Below are 15,611 nucleotides of genomic sequence, written 5' to 3' on the forward strand. Positions count from 1 at the left end.
GCGTGCACCACTGCGGCGAGCACTCACCGACGCGCATGCTCCGGTTCGCTCTCGGATGGAGCCGCGCCATAGCCCCCAAGGAAGTACGCCCGCAGGACCCCGTGGTCGGCATCGAGCGAGCGGAACTCAACCGCGAAGCGCCCGTCATGGACGGTGCCCTCGCCGGTTACCCGGTCCCCGATCGGATCGATCGCACCGGTGTCGTCGGTCTCCTGCGCGACGACAACAATCTTGCCCTCTGGCGTGCCGCCGGCACCGGCGAAGAACTTCACGGTGCCGGTGACGAAACCGAAGCGCGCCTCCTCGATCTGCGTCACCGTCGCTCGACCGGCGCCGACGCGGATGCCGACCCCGCCGGTGAGGATTGGCGTACCGCAGTCGGCCGGGAACGGCCGCTCCGCCCAGCCCTCTACGCTGACCCGGTTGTCGACTTCCCACAACCGCGAGGAGATGTCGCCGTAGGCCATCGCTTCAGGGAACCCGATCAGCGCCTCGTCGAATACCCGCACTGGCAGGCTCTCGCCTCCGGGCACGCGCAACCACTGGTGATCGATGTAGACGCGATGGAACGGGTGCGTCTGGTGCACGACCGCCCTCACCAGCGTGGACTCTTCGAACGGGTTGGCCAGCCTGATCTCGCTCCCCACGCGCGAGGAGGGCGACGCCGACTCTGATACGAAGCGGACGTAGTTGGTCCGTGCCTCGTTGTTGTAGATGTTCGTCTCGATGAGGCCGGCGATGTCCGGGTCCTGGTAGAGACGGATACGCACCACGATGCAGTAATGGCCGGTGGAGCTTGGCGGGGTCCACTCTGTAGTGAACTCCTTGACTTCGCCGGGCGGGATGTCGCGGGTGTCGCTGCCCAGCAACACCATGGGACCGTCGCCCGTGGAGAACTCGATCGCGTAGAAGTCGACGACGACGCCCTTGCAGCGTAGGTCGCCGCTGTTGCGCACCTTCGCGACGACGGTGTTGGGATGACCGGCCCAGGGTGTGTTGAACCAGCGCGCGGGGTCGGCCGACGACTTGGCGTTGCGGATCTCGATGTCAGGACTTTGCCAGTCGGGAGCGCCGGTCCAGGGGCGGATGCCGGGGTCGGGACGCTGACCGGAGCTGTATTCCACCGCGACGACCGCGTGGTCGGCAGCGGTGGAGTCGACCTTGACCCGCAACAGCTTCTGGGTGGCCGGGTCGACGTCCTTGTAGTCGGCCGGAGCATCCAGGATGGGTCCGTCCCCGTCCGCGTCGTTCTGGACGAAAATGATCGGCGGGCGGGAGTTGGGCGTCGTGAACGCATCCGAGGTGACGTCCGTAATGACCACGCGGCGGTCGGCCGGGAGAGTGTCGCCGATCTGGGCACCCTGGTGGGCACGGTACTCCACGTAGGTGTTCCAACCGTCGGCCAGGCGGATCTCGATGCCGCGGAAGCGGTTGGCCGGCGGGTCGCTGAGCTCGGCGGCGTGCAGCGTGACCGTCTCGTTGACGCCGGCTACCCCGCGGAAGTTGAAGAGTCTGAGGTGGGCAGCGTTGACCCAGCCCTGACGCATGCGGTTGGAGAGCGTGAAGTGCGGCAGCGCGTCGCGGCTGCCGGCCATCATGTCCCAATCGCCGGTGAGGCGGTTCGTGACGTTCGACGGGTAGGTGGGGAAGTCGTAGAGGTCGGGCAACCCGAGCGTGTGTCCGAGCTCATGCGACAAGGTCGTGCGAAGCTGACGGCCGTCCTGCGCCGCGAAGTCGGGCGGCGCGAAGATGAAGCCGAAGGTTTCCTGGTCGGTCGCCTTACTCCCGGCCAGAAAAGACTGCGCCGCGAGGGACGCATGCGGCCACACGAAGCGCTTGGAGCCCGCCCCTGGCCGATCTGGGGAGAACGGCACGATCAGCAGCACGTCGATGTTGTGGTAATCGGCTTTGGTGAGCAGGCCGCTCGTGATCGTACGGGTGACGATCGTCTGCACGGTCGCGCCCAGTGACGACCAACGCTCGTCGACGGTCGTCCCAGCGGCGTTCTTCTTCTGGGCGAAGTAGCTCGTCCAGCCCTCCGGCAGGTCCACGGGACCGTAGACCCGGTTGCTGTAGGCCTGGATGGTGAGGCCGCGACCGGTGGCGGGGTTCCAGCCCGACAACTCCTCGTAGTAGTGGCGTGCCGAGCTGATCTGGCCGTTGAAGGCAACGCCGTCCTGGACCTCGTCGAGGATCGCCTTGCGGGCGGTGGCGAGGTCAGCGGGAGCGGTTGGGAACGCTCCATCGGTGGTGTTGACGAGCAGGACGAGGACGCGCCACCGTCCGTTGTGCGTGTTTGTGCCGAGGTTCTGCGGGGTGTTCGGTCCGCCGCCCCAGTCCCCGGCCGGCGGAGGTGCGCTGTCGCCCTGCACCATCTTCGACGGCCCATGGTCGGGATCCCGCCAGTGGTCGGTCACCTCGAAGCTGACACGGTCGAGTTCCTGGCCCGACTTCGTCTCGATCATCGCAAGGTCGAATGTGCCGAGCAGCCCGCCGGCGACCAGCATCGGAACCTTCTTGCCGCCTAGACCCGGTGAGATCGAGGAGTGGGAGATCAGCGCCGCGTCGGGGTCGCCGTGCACGACGAACGACAGATCGTCGTCGGTCAGCGAGGAGCCAGACAGGTCGTACTGCAGCGGTACCCAGGAGCCGACGAACAGCGGCTCGGCTGGTGGCACCAGCCGTGGTCGGCTCTCGAGGTCGGTCAGCTCGTCGGCGATGGCGAGCCCGTTGACGGTCAGGACAAGGAATCGCCCGTCGTCGCGGCCGTGCACCTCGACGATGCGCCCATTGAGGCCAGCGAGGTCGGTGGCGCGGGTTGTCACGCTACCGTCGGCGAAGCGAAAGACGGATACGCGATCGGCGGCGGGGTGGGCGACCAGCAGCAGCTCGCGATCGGCGCTCACGGTCACGTGGCCGGTGGGCAACCGGTCGGCGATGAGGCCCTGGGTGCTGCCGGTTGTGACCTTGAGCAGGCGTCCCTCGCCCCCCGTTGTCGCAGCAGCCCACACATCCGCGGCACTGACGGTGACGCCGGTCAGGTCGGGGACATCGACGAGGGTGCGCACCGAACCGTCGCTGAGGCGCACCGCGAGCACACGCGACTCGTCCTCGGAGACCACGAGCGCATGGCCGCGGCCGGTGAGCGGCACGGTGGCCGCGAGCTGGCCGAGTACCCGCCCCGTCGCGGCCACTTGGGCCGGGCTCGCACTCGGGTTGTCGGCGGGCAGAGAGGCGATCGTCCCATCGCGGAAGGCGATCAGCACCTCCCGGCGGTCCCCGCTCAGCGCGACGCCGCTCGGCGCGGAATCGAGGGTGATGTGCCGGTCAAGCCGGCCAGCGGACATGTTCCACGATGACAGGCAGAGGCGTTCACCTTCGAGAACCCAGATGAGACCCCGATCGACATCTTCAACGGCGGCGATCGCGCCGTCGAGGGAACCAAGCTGCGTGATCATTCCGCACCCCCTCGGATTCGTGGCTTTCACAAGCGGCGCAAACAAGTCCGGTTTATCCCGTGTCGCCGAACACCGCCTGCTTTTTCCCGAGATCCGTTCTGTGGGAGGAAATGTTACGACGACACCACTATCCACGCCATCCCAGCATGGGACCTGACTGATAATCACCTAATTATCCGAAAAAGCCAAGTTTCGCTACTGATGACGCCCCAATGCGGCTCTTCGAAGTCAACCTCGATTCGTCAGCGGGTTTGATCGCTGATCGGTCCGGCGGTTCGCCCGTAATGTCCTTGGCCGGTGTATGACGGGTCGTCGCGTGACGCCGCGGCTGCGCCGGGTTCCGGGGGCCCGGAGGCTGCTGGTGTCCTCCTTCCTGGTCCTCGTCGGGATGGGGGTCCGGCCGTCAGGTAGCGGCCGGGAGCTGGGTAAGCCGCCTCCAGCTGGTGGTGAACGCCGATGCCCAGGGCCAAGTCGGCTCGATGCGCAGGTAGCGGCGGCGGGCGTGGTGGGCCAGGCGGGCGGGCAGGTGGTAGAGGTGGAAGCGCATGGTGTCCGGCTCGGCGTTGGCCAGGTCCTCGCTGTCGTGCAGGGTGAGCAGACGCAGCCAGGCGTCGAGGTCGCAGGCGAGGTCCGCGGCGAGCATCCATGCCGCATCGATCTGCCATGACCGGGAGGGCAGGTTGGCAAGGCCCATGGCCTTGCCGGTACGGATGCGGTCTTCGACCTCCGGGTGGTGGCGGTGCAGGGCGTCGAGAAACTGGATCTGCCGGGAGCCGGCGATGCCCCACATGTGCCGGATGTTCGTCGCGTGATGGATTAGCGCCAACCGGTCTTCTTCTCGAAGCCGGTCAGCTTCTATCAAGGGCCTGGGCAAGCTCCGCTGTGTCGTCGAGCAGACCTTCGCCCTGCTCCTCCAGTTCAAGCGACTCGCCGTGCGCTGGGTACGACGTCTCGAACTCCACGATGCCTTCGTCTCATTGGGCTGCAGCCTCATCTGCTGGAGACGACTCAAGAAGACCGAATCGTGATCGCGCTACGAGCTTCTAGGAGTGTCGGCTCACCATTGAGTTGGCGTATGAAGCGAGATCGTGGACCAGAACCTGCAGGCGTCGTCTCCTGAGACTGTCCATAAGTGGGAAGGAGTGCCGGTAGGTTGCTGACCAGGTGATGTCGGTGCCGCCATGAGGTGATCGGGTGAGGTTCACAGAGCCGTGATGAGACGCGAGTGGCTCGGCGGCCTGTTCGTAGCTGAACCGTTGATCGGGGACCAACTCGACGATGCGCTCCCGGCAAGACACCCGCCCGAGGCGAGAACGGACGTTGCGGAGGTCACCCACGCGCACCGGTCGCTCGAGTCCCGCGGGCAACTCCATCTCAACCTCGTAGTAGGAGGTCCACGACGACCAGGATTCTGCATCGAGGAGCGCTGCGTAGACGAGAGCGGCAGGCGCCGATGAGTGCGAGGTAGCAGTAACGGCGAAGGACGACACCTGGCAAGGCTAAAGCGTGCCTCCTTGATGGTGGGTCAGTCGATCGAAGATGCGACGTGGGACCGCATCGAGCCGCTGATGCCGCCCGATCCGGTCAGTGGACGACGGCGGGCCGACCGCCCACGACGGCGCTGCGAGACCGTCCTGGGCGACACGGCGTACGACTCCTCGGGCTGTGCGCCGTGAACTGCGGTGCCGCCGGCCCCTGCCGCTGCTCTTGCGCAAGTGCGCTCCCAACATCAAGGGCCCGGGCAAGCGGCGTACGTTGTCGAACAGCCCCTCTCCCTGCTGCACTCCAAGTGCCTGTCAGGGCCTGGCGCATTTCCATGGTGAGGGCGACCACCATATCTCCGGGCCACTTCAACGGGTTGTGCCTCCGTCAGCCAGCCCTAAGGCATGATCGTGTTACGAGCTCTAAGTAAGATCCAATATACGTAATATGGATTCTATGTTTCTTGAGTGAGAGTGGGGCGGCGGCGGAGTTCAAGTCCGCGACCAACATGATCCGCCTCTACGCCAACTGGGCCGAACACCCACTCGGTCGCGACCGAACGAGCACCCTCGAACGCCTCAGCTACCGATCCACTGCCTGAACGTCAGGAATTGCGCAGCAGAGTCCGTCGCTCACTCAACCCGTGCTTTTACTCGAAACGGGTCATGGCAAGCTGTGTCGTTGTGGGGATTTTTGGGTGTACTTCCGGGTTCGGTTTCGGCGGCTTCGAGGGCGGGCGTGACGTGGGGCACGTGCGAAATGGTTTCGTTTCGATATGGACGAGGGGGCTTCACCTGACGCGAGCGCTCACGTCGTCGGGCCGATGCCCCATGCCCTTCAAGACCCCACGACCTGACCCGGGAGTGCCTCCTCGTGGCAACATTCCTCTATGAACTGGGCCGATTCGCCTTGCGGCGACGGCACTTCGTCGCCCTGATCTGGGTGGCGCTGCTGACCCTCGCGGGTGTGGGCGCCGCACAGGCGCCCACAGCGGGCTCCACCTCCTTCTCGATCCCCGGCACCGAGGCCCAGAAGGCCTTCGACCTGCTGGAGGAGCGTTTCCCCGGCGCGAGCGCCGACGGAGCCACCGCGCGCGTCGTCTTCAAGGCGCCCGACGGCGAGAAGATCACCTCTTCCGCCAACAAGGCCGCCGTCAAGGAGACCGTCAAGGAGCTCGGAACCGGCTCGGAGGTCGTCTCCGTGGCCGATCCGTTCCAGGCCAAGGCCGTCAGCCAGGACCGCACGACCGCCTATGCGACGGTGTCGTACAAGGTCTCCGGCATGGAGCTGAAGGACTCCTCACGCGACGCGCTGGAGGACACGGCTCAGGAGGCGCGGGACAAGGGGCTGACCGTCGAGATCGGCGGTAACGCGCTCCAGGCGGTTCCCGAGACCGGTGCCACCGAGGTCATCGGCGTCGGCGTCGCCGCGGTCGTGCTCGTGATCACCTTCGGTTCGCTGCTCGCGGCCGGGCTGCCGCTGCTCACCGCGCTGATCGGTGTCGGCATCGGTGTCTCGACGATCACCGCGCTCGCCGGCACGCTCGACCTGGGCTCCACCACATCGACCCTGGCGATGATGATCGGCCTCGCCGTCGGCATCGACTACGCCCTCTTCATCGTCTCCCGCTACCGCGCCGAACTGGCCGAGGGACGGAAGCGCGAGGAGGCGGCCGGACGGGCCGTCGGCACCGCGGGCTCCGCGGTGGTCTTCGCCGGTCTCACAGTCATGATCGCGCTGGCCGGCCTGGCCGTGGTCAACATCCCGATGCTCACCAAGATGGGCGTCGCGGCCGCCGGCACCGTCGTCATCGCGGTACTCATCGCGCTCACCCTGATCCCTGCACTGCTCGGATACGCGGGCAGGAAGGTCAAGCCCGCGGGCGAGAAGAGCAAGCTGCTGGGCGGTGGCCGCAAGGCCAAGAAGGTCGAGGGCCAGGCAGAGCACGCGTCGCAGAAGCCGAACATGGGAACGCGCTGGGCACGCTTCGTCGTCCGCCGTCCGGTCGGCGTGCTGCTGTTCGGCGTCGTGGGCCTGGGTGCGGCCGCGATTCCGGCAGGCTCGCTAGAGCTCGGTCTGCCCGACGACGGCTCGCAGCCGACCAGCACCACGCAGCGCAGGGCGTACGACCTGCTCTCCGAGGGGTTCGGGCCCGGCTTCAACGGGCCGCTGATGGTCGTCGTCGACGCGAAGTCCAGCGACGCGCCGAAGGCCGCCGTCAAGGAGGTCACCACGACCGTCAAGGGCCTCGACGACGTGGTCGTGGTGACCCCTGCGGCGTTCAACAAGTCCGGTGACACCGCGATGATCACCGTGATTCCGGACTCCAAGCCGTCCTCGGCCAAGACCGAGCACCTGGTGCACGCCATCCGTGACGCCGGCGGCGACATCAAGGCGCACACCGACGCGAGGGTGCTGGTCACCGGCTCCACCGCAATGAACATCGACGTCTCGCAGAAGCTCAACCACGCACTGCTGCCCTATCTGGCGCTGGTCGTCGGCCTGGCGTTCCTGCTGCTGATCGTCGTCTTCCGCTCGGTCCTGGTGCCGCTCAAGGCCGCGCTCGGCTTCCTGCTCTCCGTGCTCGCCGCGCTCGGCGCCGTCGTCGCGGTCTTCCAGTGGGGCTGGCTCGCCGGCCTCATGGGCGTCGAGGAGACCGGTCCCGTGATGTCGATGATGCCGATCTTCATGGTGGGTGTCGTCTTCGGCCTGGCGATGGACTACGAGGTCTTCCTGGTCACGCGTATGCGAGAGGCGTACGTGCACGGGGAGCAGCCCGGAGAGGCGATCGTGACCGGGTTCCGGTACGGCACCCGGGTGGTGACGGCCGCTGCCGTCATCATGATCGCGGTGTTCTCGGGCTTCATCGGCTCCAGCGAGTCGATGATCAAGATGATCGGCTTCGGTCTGGCGATCGCCGTCTTCTTCGACGCGTTCATCGTGCGCATGGCCATCGTCCCGGCGGTCCTGGCGCTGCTCGGCAAGGGTGCCTGGTGGCTGCCCAGGTGGCTCGACCGTGCCCTGCCGAACGTCGACCTCGAGGGCGAGGGCCTGCGCGACCTGTACGACGCCGTGAAGGACCCGGTATCGCAGCCGGTCGGGGCGTGCCTCCCGGCCTCCGGAGAGACCGTGCGCGAGCCACTGGCCGTGGGGGCCGTGTCCGGGTCCGATGCCCGGCTCGCCCTGGCCGGTACGGCAGTGGGTGCGGCTGAGGAGCTGTTCCTGCCGGACCTCTGTGGCATCCGCGGCACTGTCCGCAATGCGAGTGGCGTGGGCGTTGCGGGTGCCGCGGTGACAGTGATCTCTCCGAGCGGGCAGCAGTTGGGCCGCTCCGTGGCGGACGCCGAGGGCTCGTATGCGGTGGACGCCTCCGGGCCCGGCAGCTACGTGGTGATCGTGGCGGCCGAGGGGCACCAGCCGCACGCGTCCACGATCACTGTGGGCGCGGAGGTGCTGAGCCACGACATCGTGCTCTCCGGAACGAACAGTGCGGCGGGCGCGTCGGTACGAGGCGTCGTGAGTGCGGGCGCGGGCGCGAGCAGCCGGCCACTGCCGGATGCACGGGTCACGCTGGTGGACACGGCGGGCGCCGTGGTCGCCACCGTCACCACCGGCGAGGACGGCGCGTACGCCTTCACCGGCCTGGCCGCCGGTGAGTACTCGATCGTCGCCAGTGGCTACCCGCCGGTGGCGGACGCGCTGCAGGTCGGCGGGGCGGGAGTGGACGGCTTCGTCATCCGGCTGCACCACGCGCGGACGAGTAGTCCACGCCCCACCTGAGAAGCACCACCTGCGAACACATGGCCTCCGGGTCCTCCGCGAGAGGGGCGGATCCGGAAGCGCTGCCGGTGGGGACGGGGCAGGCACCGCCCGCAAACTCGCCGACGTCGTCGTGCCCCGCTTCGCCGACACCACCACGGTCGACCTGCTGGATCCGGTCTTCCAGGGCGAGCTGCCCGCACCCGCCCTTTCCGGCTCCGCCCCGCCACAGCGAGCGGCGCTCCGGGCGTCGTCCAGGCTCTGGGCACACCCCGTACAAGATGTTCGGCGACCGCGGCAACGGCTTCACCTACCTTTCGCCGCGGCTCGCCGAGCTGGATCACGACATGCTCGCCGCCGCGAGTGCACGCACCTGGGCCGTGGGCAGCTCGGCTCCCGCCGCCTACGCCGGCTTCTCAGCCATCGTCGACTACCTCGTGACGGTGGGCGGTTCGCCGGTCGACCGGCGACGGACCGGTCGCCGCTCCCCCTCTTTCGCGCGCACGTGGGAGCCGTCCGCGCACGCGCGGGTCGTTGGCGGTGCGCGCCCCGAAGGCGCGATCTCCTTCGGGGCGCGCGGCAGGGGTTTCCGGTTCAGGCGTTGTAGCCGCCGTGGGCGTCCAGCACCGCGCCCGTGACGTACGACGCGGCGGGGCTCGCGAGAAAGGCGATGGCCGCGGCGATTTCGTCGGGGTGACCCATGCGTTGCAGGGACAGCGAGCTGAGCAGGGCCTTGAGGGTCTCCGGGGGCGTTTCCTTTTCCATGCCGCCCTCCATCAGTCCGGCCTCCACGACGTTGGCCGTGATGTTCCGGGGCCCGAGGTCCCGTGCGACCCCCATGGTGTACCTCTCGACCCCTGACTTGGTCGCCGCGTAGTCGGCAGCTCCCGGGGTACCGACCCGGGAGCCCAGTCCGGAACTCACCGTGATGATGCGGCCGCCCGCGCGCAGCACTCGGGAGGCGGCCCGGATGATGGCGATGACGCCGAGGTAGTTGGTGGCGTGCATCAGGTCCAGTGCGGCGGTGTCGGCGTCCGGGTCGTCCACCGTGCCGGCCGCGGAGATCGCCGCGTTGTTGACGAGGATGTCCAGGCCGCCGAAGTGCGCCACCACGTCGTCGATCAGCGCCGGCGCTTGACTCGTGTCCGCCTGGTCGGACTTGAAGGCGACGGCCTTCGCTCCCTTGCCGCGCACCTCGTCGACGACAGCCTGCGCCTGCTTCTCGGAGCTGACATAAGTGAAGGCGACGTCGGCGCCCTGCTCGGCCAGCAGTCGTACGGTCGCGGCACCCAGCCCGCGCGACCCCCCGGTGACCAGGGCGACCTTGCCCGTCAGCGGCTTGCTCATTCTTCTCACCTCGTTGATTGACCCTTCCCGACAGTCGTAACGCTAACCGTTACGACATCCCGTTGCAACCTTTGCTGTTACGACTGCCCTGTCGTAACATGAAGCGTTGCGGCCGAGAGGAGGGGTTCATGAGTGCCAACAGCAGGTTGACCCTTGCCGCCCACGCGCTGGCCTGGATCGGTCTCTACCAGCGCCAGGGCCATGAGGTCGCCACCTCCGAGCAGATCGCGACCAGCGCGAACACCAACCCCGTGGTGATCAGGCGTCTGCTCGGCGAACTGCGCAGGGCAGGGCTCGTGGAGTCCCGGCGGGGCGTGGGCGCGGGCTGGTCGCTGGCGCGCGAACTGGAGTCGATGACCCTGCTCGACGTGTACGAGGCGGTGGAACCCGGCCCGCTTTTCGCGATGCACCGCACCACCCCGGACCAGGGATGCGTGGTGGGTTACGGCATCCAACCGGCAATGCAGGGCATCTACGAGGGCATCGAGGAGACCCTGAGACACGAGCTGGCCCGCGTCACGCTCGAGAACGTACTCCGGGACGTACTCGCGGCACCTCGCTAGGGTCTCTGATTAGCTTAGGGAACCTCAGTCGGCCGTGGTGGCTGGCTGAGGTTGTTTACCCACCGGGATGGGGTTGCGTGGGCGTGCAGGTGGAAGCCTGCGCCCAAGGCTGCGCCGCGGGGCGTGTGCCTGCGACGAGTCCTGATGCTGATCGTGTCGTTGTCGGCCTGGTTCCGGTCGGCTGCGCGGGGCAGTCGGGTCCGGCCCGTGGGCGCGTTTCCCTCCGGACGCTGTCCGGCACGGCCGTGGGGCGGCCGTGCCGGGGAGGGTGCCCCGCGTCGCCTGGGCGCGGGGCATGGAGTCTTGCCCCGGGTCGGCCCGGTCTTCGACCGGTCCTCCCGGGAAGTCTCAGGTTCCGTGGTGATGACTGCGGTGGCTTCGAGCCGGTTGAGGACGGCGGGGATCGCCATGTGCCGGGTCTTGATGCCGGTGAGGGTTGTGCTTTGGTGCGCGAGGCCTCGGGCTGCGATCCGCTGCCAGGCCCCGTGGTCGCGATCGCCCTGCCACCCGCATCCGGGGTGGGGGCACACGGCCCACTTCCAGCCGGACACGCCGGCACGGTCCGGCGCCGTGCAGTGGCGCAACGGCGTAAGGCAGTTGGGGAAGAGTTGCGCAAGCGGCGGATCCTGCCGGTCACCTCCCGCAAGGGCGCCCCGGATATCAAGAGCCTGGGCAAACTCCGCTACGTCGTCGAGCAGACCTTCGCCCTGCTCCACCAGTTCAAGCGCCTCGACGTCCGTTGGGAACGCCGAACCGAACTCCACGACGCCTTCGTCTCGTTAGCCTGCAGCCTCATCTGCTGGAGACGCCTCAAGAAGGCAGGCCCATGATCGTGTTACGACCTCTCAGCGAGACGAGCCGGGTCATCTGTCGACGCCGCGCCCCACACCCCTCAGCTAGTGGACAGCTCCAAAGGGATGTGTTGACCTGCCCAGTGCTACGGCGAGGTGGGCAGGTGTGGGGAGCGGAGCACGAGCAGGGTGATCTCGCTGGGGGCGAAGACGCGGAAGGGTGGGCCCCAGAAGCCGGTGCCGCGGCTGGTGTAGAGGAGAGTGCGGGCGCCGTGGTGGCTGAGGCCGGCGAGGGCGGGCTGGTCGATGCGAACGAGGTGGTGGAAGGGCCAGATCTGGCCGCCGTGGGTGTGGCCGGAGAGTTGGAGGTCGATGCCGGCGGCTGCCGCCCGGTCGACGAACTTGGGCTGGTGTGCCAAGAGCAGGACGGGCAGGTCGGCGTCGGCGCCGTTCAGGGCTCCGGCGAGGTGGGCGCGATGGCCTGCCAGGCCGGAGGACTCGGCGGTGACGTCGTCAACGCCGGCGACCACGAGGGTGTCGCCTCCGCGTTCGAGGAGAAGATGGCGGTTGCGCAGCGGCTCCCAGCCCAGCTCGTCCATCAGGTCGACCCATCCCTGGGCCTCGCTGTAGTACTCGTGGTTGCCGGTGACGTATACGCGGGCATGGGTGGCCCGCACGGTACCGAGTGGGGTGGCCTGGGCGCGGCGGCGTTCGGCTGTGCCGTCCGCGATGTCGCCGGTGTGGCAGACCAGGTCGGCTTCCAGGGTGTTCACCGTCTCGCACACCCGTGCCGACCAGCGGGCGCGATCGAGTGGGCCGTAGTGGGTGTCGGTGATGAGGACGACGCGGAGACCGTCCAGCCCGGCACCCAGTCGCGGGAGTTGCACGTCGAGTCGGCGCACGCGTGGCACGCGGCGGGCCTCGGCGTACCCCCAGGCGAGTAGTACGGCGGTTACGCCGAGGACGGCCCAAGTGACGATTCGGGCCCGGTCCTGACTCTCGCCGACGCCGGCCACGGTCAGGGCGAGCCGCAGGAGGACGCCGAGCAGAACGGACCAGGTGAACAGGACCCAGCTGGTGCCCAGCAGGGTGTCACCGGTGATCGCCGCCCGGTCCTGCTGGCGCCGGCCGTGGCCGCGTACCATCGCGAGCGGCATACAGATGAGGCCGAGAGCGAACAGGGCGGTGCCGACCAGCGTGACGGGCAGCGGCCAGCGCTGGCCGGCGTGCAGGAGCACCCAGCAGGGCACGGCCCACAGCAGGACGGGGGCGATCAGGGGGATGTAGCGCATCAGGCGGTGCAGTCGGCTCGGCCGCGGCGCTTGCGCTTCACCCTCGGCGGGCCGGGTGCTGCTGGTGTCGGTCACGCTTTCCCTCCCTGACCAGACTGCCGTCTCGCGCACTGTATCCGGTCGACTTCGGGTCGGCAGGACCGGCGTTCATGAGGGCGGCTCCTTGGGGCGAAGGGTTCTCTGCGGGATGGGAAGACTCCGCCGCAGTCACCTCCCCGGAGGGAAAGTTGACTGTCCCGCGTCAGATCCAGTCCTTGCGCTTGAAGGCCCGGTAAAGGATCACCGAGCCGACCGTCATGACACCGGTGGACGTGAGGAAGCCGATATGGGTATTGATGCCGGGATAGGGCACGTTCTGTCCGTAGAAGCCTGTGACGGCCGTGGGTACGGCGATGATCGAGGCCCAACTGGTGACCTTCTTCATGATCAGGTTCATGCGGTTGCCCTGGACGGTCAGGTTGGTCTCCATGATCGAGGTGATCATGTCTCGCAAGGACTCGGTCCACTCAGTGGCTCTGAGGACGTGATCGTAGACGTCCTGATAGTAGGGAAGCAGCGGCTCGGCGACGATGTGCAGGTCTCGTCGAAGAAGGCTGTTGACGACCTCCCTCATCGGAATGACCACGCGGCGCAGCTTCGTCAAGCTTTTGCGTAGCGCGTACGAGTCACGCTGAACGCTGTCCATGTGCTCGCGTCCGTCGTCGAAGAGCAGGTCCTCGAGGGCTTCGATGCGGTCGTCCAAGTCCTGGACCGCGACGAAGTGGCCGTCGACTATGAGGTCCAGCAGCCCGTGCAGCAGGAATCCCACACCGTATTTGGCGAGATCGCTGTTGTTGTCCCAGCGTTCGACGACCTTTTCGATGTCGAAACCGTCGTCGGGCCGGATGGTGATCAGAGCTGTGGGAGTGATGAACACCGACAACTCGCTGGCCGACAGCCGACCGGTACTCTGGTCCGTACTGACTGCGTAGGCGCTCAGGAAGGCGTGCGTACGGTAACGGTCGAGCTTGGGACGCTGGTGCGGCTGGCGGGCATCCTCCACGGCGAGTTCATGAAGTCCGAACTCCTCACTGATCATCGCGAAGTCGGCGGAACACGGGTCGCACAGGTCGAGCCAGACCGCCACGTCCGGGTCGCTCACGTATTCCGATATGTCGGCGGTCGGGAAGTCCTCCAGCACCAACGTGCCGCTCCGGTAGAGCCGTGTTCGAGTCATGGCGCCAAACCGTAGGGAACTCGGGTAAGAATCTGTGACAGGTGCGGGTGACGTGTCCCACGCTCGGCGCCTATCCTGCGCATCAATCACGTCCGTGCTGTCCGGAACACTGCCGTCAGGCATCAATGCCGTACGGCCGACGGGCATGCCTGCCAGAAGGGCGACCTCGGGCCATCCGGCGCCGAGGGCGCGTAGCCAGGCCGGCGCCGTTGCGCAGAGGTACGCGGTGAGGGTGACGCACGCCCACCACGCCTCCGAGCATGGAGACCTGAAGCCAACCTGCTGGTGCCCCGGCTCGTCTCCGGTCCGTTGCCTCATGTCCGGACGGGCTGCGTCGCGGCCGCGCTCAGATGCGGGAGGGGTCGGCGCAACGAGGGCGCGCCGCTCGGCCCGCCAGGCACTGAGTACCGGCTCGGTCAACGCCCAGCGGGCATCGGACAGATCACTCGGCTCGGCCATGATCTGGACGAACCGCCGACCGGGGGCGTGCGCTGTTTCAGGACCTGAGCGTCGACCGTCCATGTCAGCCGCCCGCGGCGAGGTCCGGCGCCGCGGACGCGGGCACGACCGAGGGGTCGCTCAACGGGACCGCCGACGGATCGGGTACCGCCGCAACGCCACCGGTCGCGGCGAGCCTTGGGTCCAGGATCAAAGACCGAGCGCAGGCACGACTTGGGACCGAAGCGCCCGGGACCCGGCACTTCCTAGGCTCGGGCGGTGACGACAAGCCATCGACATCCATCGTCTGGAAGGTTTCCATGCCGCCTTTGAAGCGACCTTCGCCGGTTCAAGGACTGGAACTGCCGATCTGCCGTGTCTGCGGGGTGCAGTACGCGGCGCCGCGCGAGGACTGCCCGGTCTGCCTGGACGAGCGCCAGTACGTCGGCTGGGACGGCCAGCACTGGACCAGCCTGGCCGAGCTGCGCGGCGACGGCCACCACGGCCGGCTGCAGGAGGAGGGGCCCGGTGTGGTCGGGATCGGCGCCGAGCCCTCGGTAGGGGTCGGCCAGCGCGCGCTGCTGGTCCGCTCCCCGGCCGGCAACGTGCTGTGGGACTGCCTGGGCTACCTCGACGACGACCTTGCCGCCGAGGTCGAGCAGTTGGGCGGGATCAGCGCGGTCGCTGTCAGCCATCCGCACTTCTACGGCGTGATGACCGAGTGGGGCCGCGCCTTCGACGCTCCGGTGTACGTGCACGCCGCGGACCGCGCGTGGGTCCCCCGGCCGGATCCGGTGGTCGAGTACTGGTCCGGCGACACCCATCGGATCGCGCCGGGCCTGACGCTGATCAACGCGGGCACACACTTCGCCGGCGGCACCGTGCTCCACTGGGCCGACGCCCCGGACGGACGCGGTGCGCTGTTCAGCGGTGACATCTTCATGGTGGTGGCGGACCGCCGGTGGGTCAGCTTCATGTACAGCATCCCCAACTTCATCCCGGAGCGGCCGCGCACCATCCGCCGTGCGCTCGAACTGGTCGAGCCCTTCGAGTTCGCGCGCATCTACGGGGCGTTCTGGGGGCGCGTGGTCACCGGCGACGGATCGGCGGCCGTACGCCGCTCCGCGGAGCGCTACCTGCGCTTCGCCCTGGACGACGGACACCCGCACTGATCCAGGCCCGCAGGCTGCGCTGATCGGCCGGCACGACCGTGGGCGGCGTTGCGGCCCGCGTCGTCGGTCATCGAGGGCCCGCCGGCTACCGGG

The 15,611-nt window shown here is 68.0% G+C and carries 11 protein-coding genes and 1 pseudogene; 6 read left to right on the forward strand and 6 right to left on the reverse strand.

All coding sequences use genetic code 11. The annotated features are described in order from the left end of the window. Positions 1 to 23: 23 nt before the first annotated feature. The 3 genes from BZY54_RS03825 to BZY54_RS03835 form a co-directional block, all read right to left on the reverse strand. Entirely contained in the window at positions 24 to 3,458 is a 3,435-nt protein-coding gene (locus BZY54_RS03825; protein WP_086723109.1) for a hypothetical protein, read from the reverse strand. Positions 3,459 to 3,861: 403 nt separating this feature from the next. Then, positions 3,862 to 4,284: a transposase gene (locus tag BZY54_RS03830; RefSeq protein WP_244216941.1), complete on the reverse strand. Its 423-nt coding sequence runs from the start codon at positions 4,282 to 4,284 to the stop codon at positions 3,862 to 3,864. Positions 4,285 to 4,501: 217 nt separating this feature from the next. Next, positions 4,502 to 4,948 (reverse strand): SRPBCC family protein, encoded by a 447-nt coding sequence (locus tag BZY54_RS03835; RefSeq protein ID WP_086723110.1) that lies wholly within the window; start codon positions 4,946 to 4,948, stop codon positions 4,502 to 4,504. A gap of 455 nt (positions 4,949 to 5,403) precedes the next feature. Here BZY54_RS03835 and BZY54_RS50750 point away from each other — a divergent pair, with 455 nt between their 5' ends. The 3 genes and pseudogenes from BZY54_RS50750 to BZY54_RS52755 all read left to right on the forward strand — a co-directional run bounded on the left by BZY54_RS50750 (position 5,404) and on the right by BZY54_RS52755 (position 8,720). Further along, complete coding sequence (locus tag BZY54_RS50750; protein WP_158103807.1) at positions 5,404 to 5,541, forward strand: hypothetical protein; 138 nt, start codon at positions 5,404 to 5,406, stop codon at positions 5,539 to 5,541. Between the two features lie 272 nt (positions 5,542 to 5,813). Continuing rightward, positions 5,814 to 8,009: pseudogene (locus BZY54_RS03840) on the forward strand (MMPL family transporter); the annotation flags it as partial. 129 nt (positions 8,010 to 8,138) lie between these two features. Further along, on the forward strand, positions 8,139 to 8,720 hold the full coding sequence (locus BZY54_RS52755; RefSeq protein WP_279634641.1) for an MSCRAMM family protein: 582 nt from the start codon (positions 8,139 to 8,141) through the stop codon (positions 8,718 to 8,720). A 573-nt stretch (positions 8,721 to 9,293) separates the two neighbouring features. On the opposite strand, the gene BZY54_RS03850 is transcribed toward BZY54_RS52755, so the two are convergent. Next, positions 9,294 to 10,046: an SDR family NAD(P)-dependent oxidoreductase gene (locus BZY54_RS03850; protein WP_086723113.1), complete on the reverse strand. Its 753-nt coding sequence runs from the start codon at positions 10,044 to 10,046 to the stop codon at positions 9,294 to 9,296. A gap of 128 nt (positions 10,047 to 10,174) precedes the next feature. Here BZY54_RS03850 and BZY54_RS03855 point away from each other — a divergent pair, with 128 nt between their 5' ends. Together BZY54_RS03855 and BZY54_RS50755 are read left to right on the forward strand one after the other, a co-directional pair. Beyond that, positions 10,175 to 10,609 carry an Rrf2 family transcriptional regulator gene (locus BZY54_RS03855; RefSeq protein WP_086723114.1) on the forward strand — a complete coding sequence of 145 codons (435 nt, stop codon included), beginning with the start codon at positions 10,175 to 10,177 and terminating at the stop codon, positions 10,607 to 10,609. Between the two features lie 608 nt (positions 10,610 to 11,217). Further along, positions 11,218 to 11,439, forward strand: a complete 222-nt coding sequence (locus BZY54_RS50755) for a hypothetical protein (protein ID WP_158103808.1) — start codon at positions 11,218 to 11,220, stop codon at positions 11,437 to 11,439. 107 nt (positions 11,440 to 11,546) lie between these two features. Here BZY54_RS50755 and BZY54_RS03865 read toward each other — a convergent pair whose 3' ends face one another. Both BZY54_RS03865 and BZY54_RS03870 read right to left on the reverse strand, forming a co-directional pair. After that, positions 11,547 to 12,767, reverse strand: a complete 1,221-nt coding sequence (locus BZY54_RS03865; RefSeq protein ID WP_086723116.1) for a metallophosphoesterase — start codon at positions 12,765 to 12,767, stop codon at positions 11,547 to 11,549. A 166-nt stretch (positions 12,768 to 12,933) separates the two neighbouring features. Further along, a complete protein-coding gene (locus BZY54_RS03870) occupies positions 12,934 to 14,367 on the reverse strand; it encodes a magnesium transporter CorA family protein (protein ID WP_244216942.1) in 1,434 nt (477 codons plus the stop codon). A gap of 299 nt (positions 14,368 to 14,666) precedes the next feature. Between BZY54_RS03870 and BZY54_RS03875 the strand changes: the two genes are divergently transcribed. Further along, on the forward strand, positions 14,667 to 15,518 hold the full coding sequence (locus BZY54_RS03875) for an MBL fold metallo-hydrolase (protein WP_086723118.1): 852 nt from the start codon (positions 14,667 to 14,669) through the stop codon (positions 15,516 to 15,518). Positions 15,519 to 15,611 lie beyond the last annotated feature (93 nt).

Source organism: Streptomyces carpinensis, from assembly GCF_002154505.1.
Lineage (GTDB): Bacteria > Actinomycetota > Actinomycetes > Streptomycetales > Streptomycetaceae > Streptomyces > Streptomyces carpinensis.

Coding starts and splice junctions, on each gene's coding strand:
- BZY54_RS03850 (WP_086723113.1), bottom strand. CDS start 10,046: ATGAGCAAGCCGCTGACGGGCAAGGTCGCCCTGGTCACCGGGGGGTCG.
- BZY54_RS03825 (WP_086723109.1), bottom strand. CDS start 3,458: ATGATCACGCAGCTTGGTTCCCTCGACGGCGCGATCGCCGCCGTTGAA.
- BZY54_RS03870 (WP_244216942.1), bottom strand. CDS start 14,367: ATGGCCGAGCCGAGTGATCTGTCCGATGCCCGCTGGGCGTTGACCGAG.
- BZY54_RS03875 (WP_086723118.1), top strand. CDS start 14,667: ATGCCGCCTTTGAAGCGACCTTCGCCGGTTCAAGGACTGGAACTGCCG.
- BZY54_RS03855 (WP_086723114.1), top strand. CDS start 10,175: ATGAGTGCCAACAGCAGGTTGACCCTTGCCGCCCACGCGCTGGCCTGG.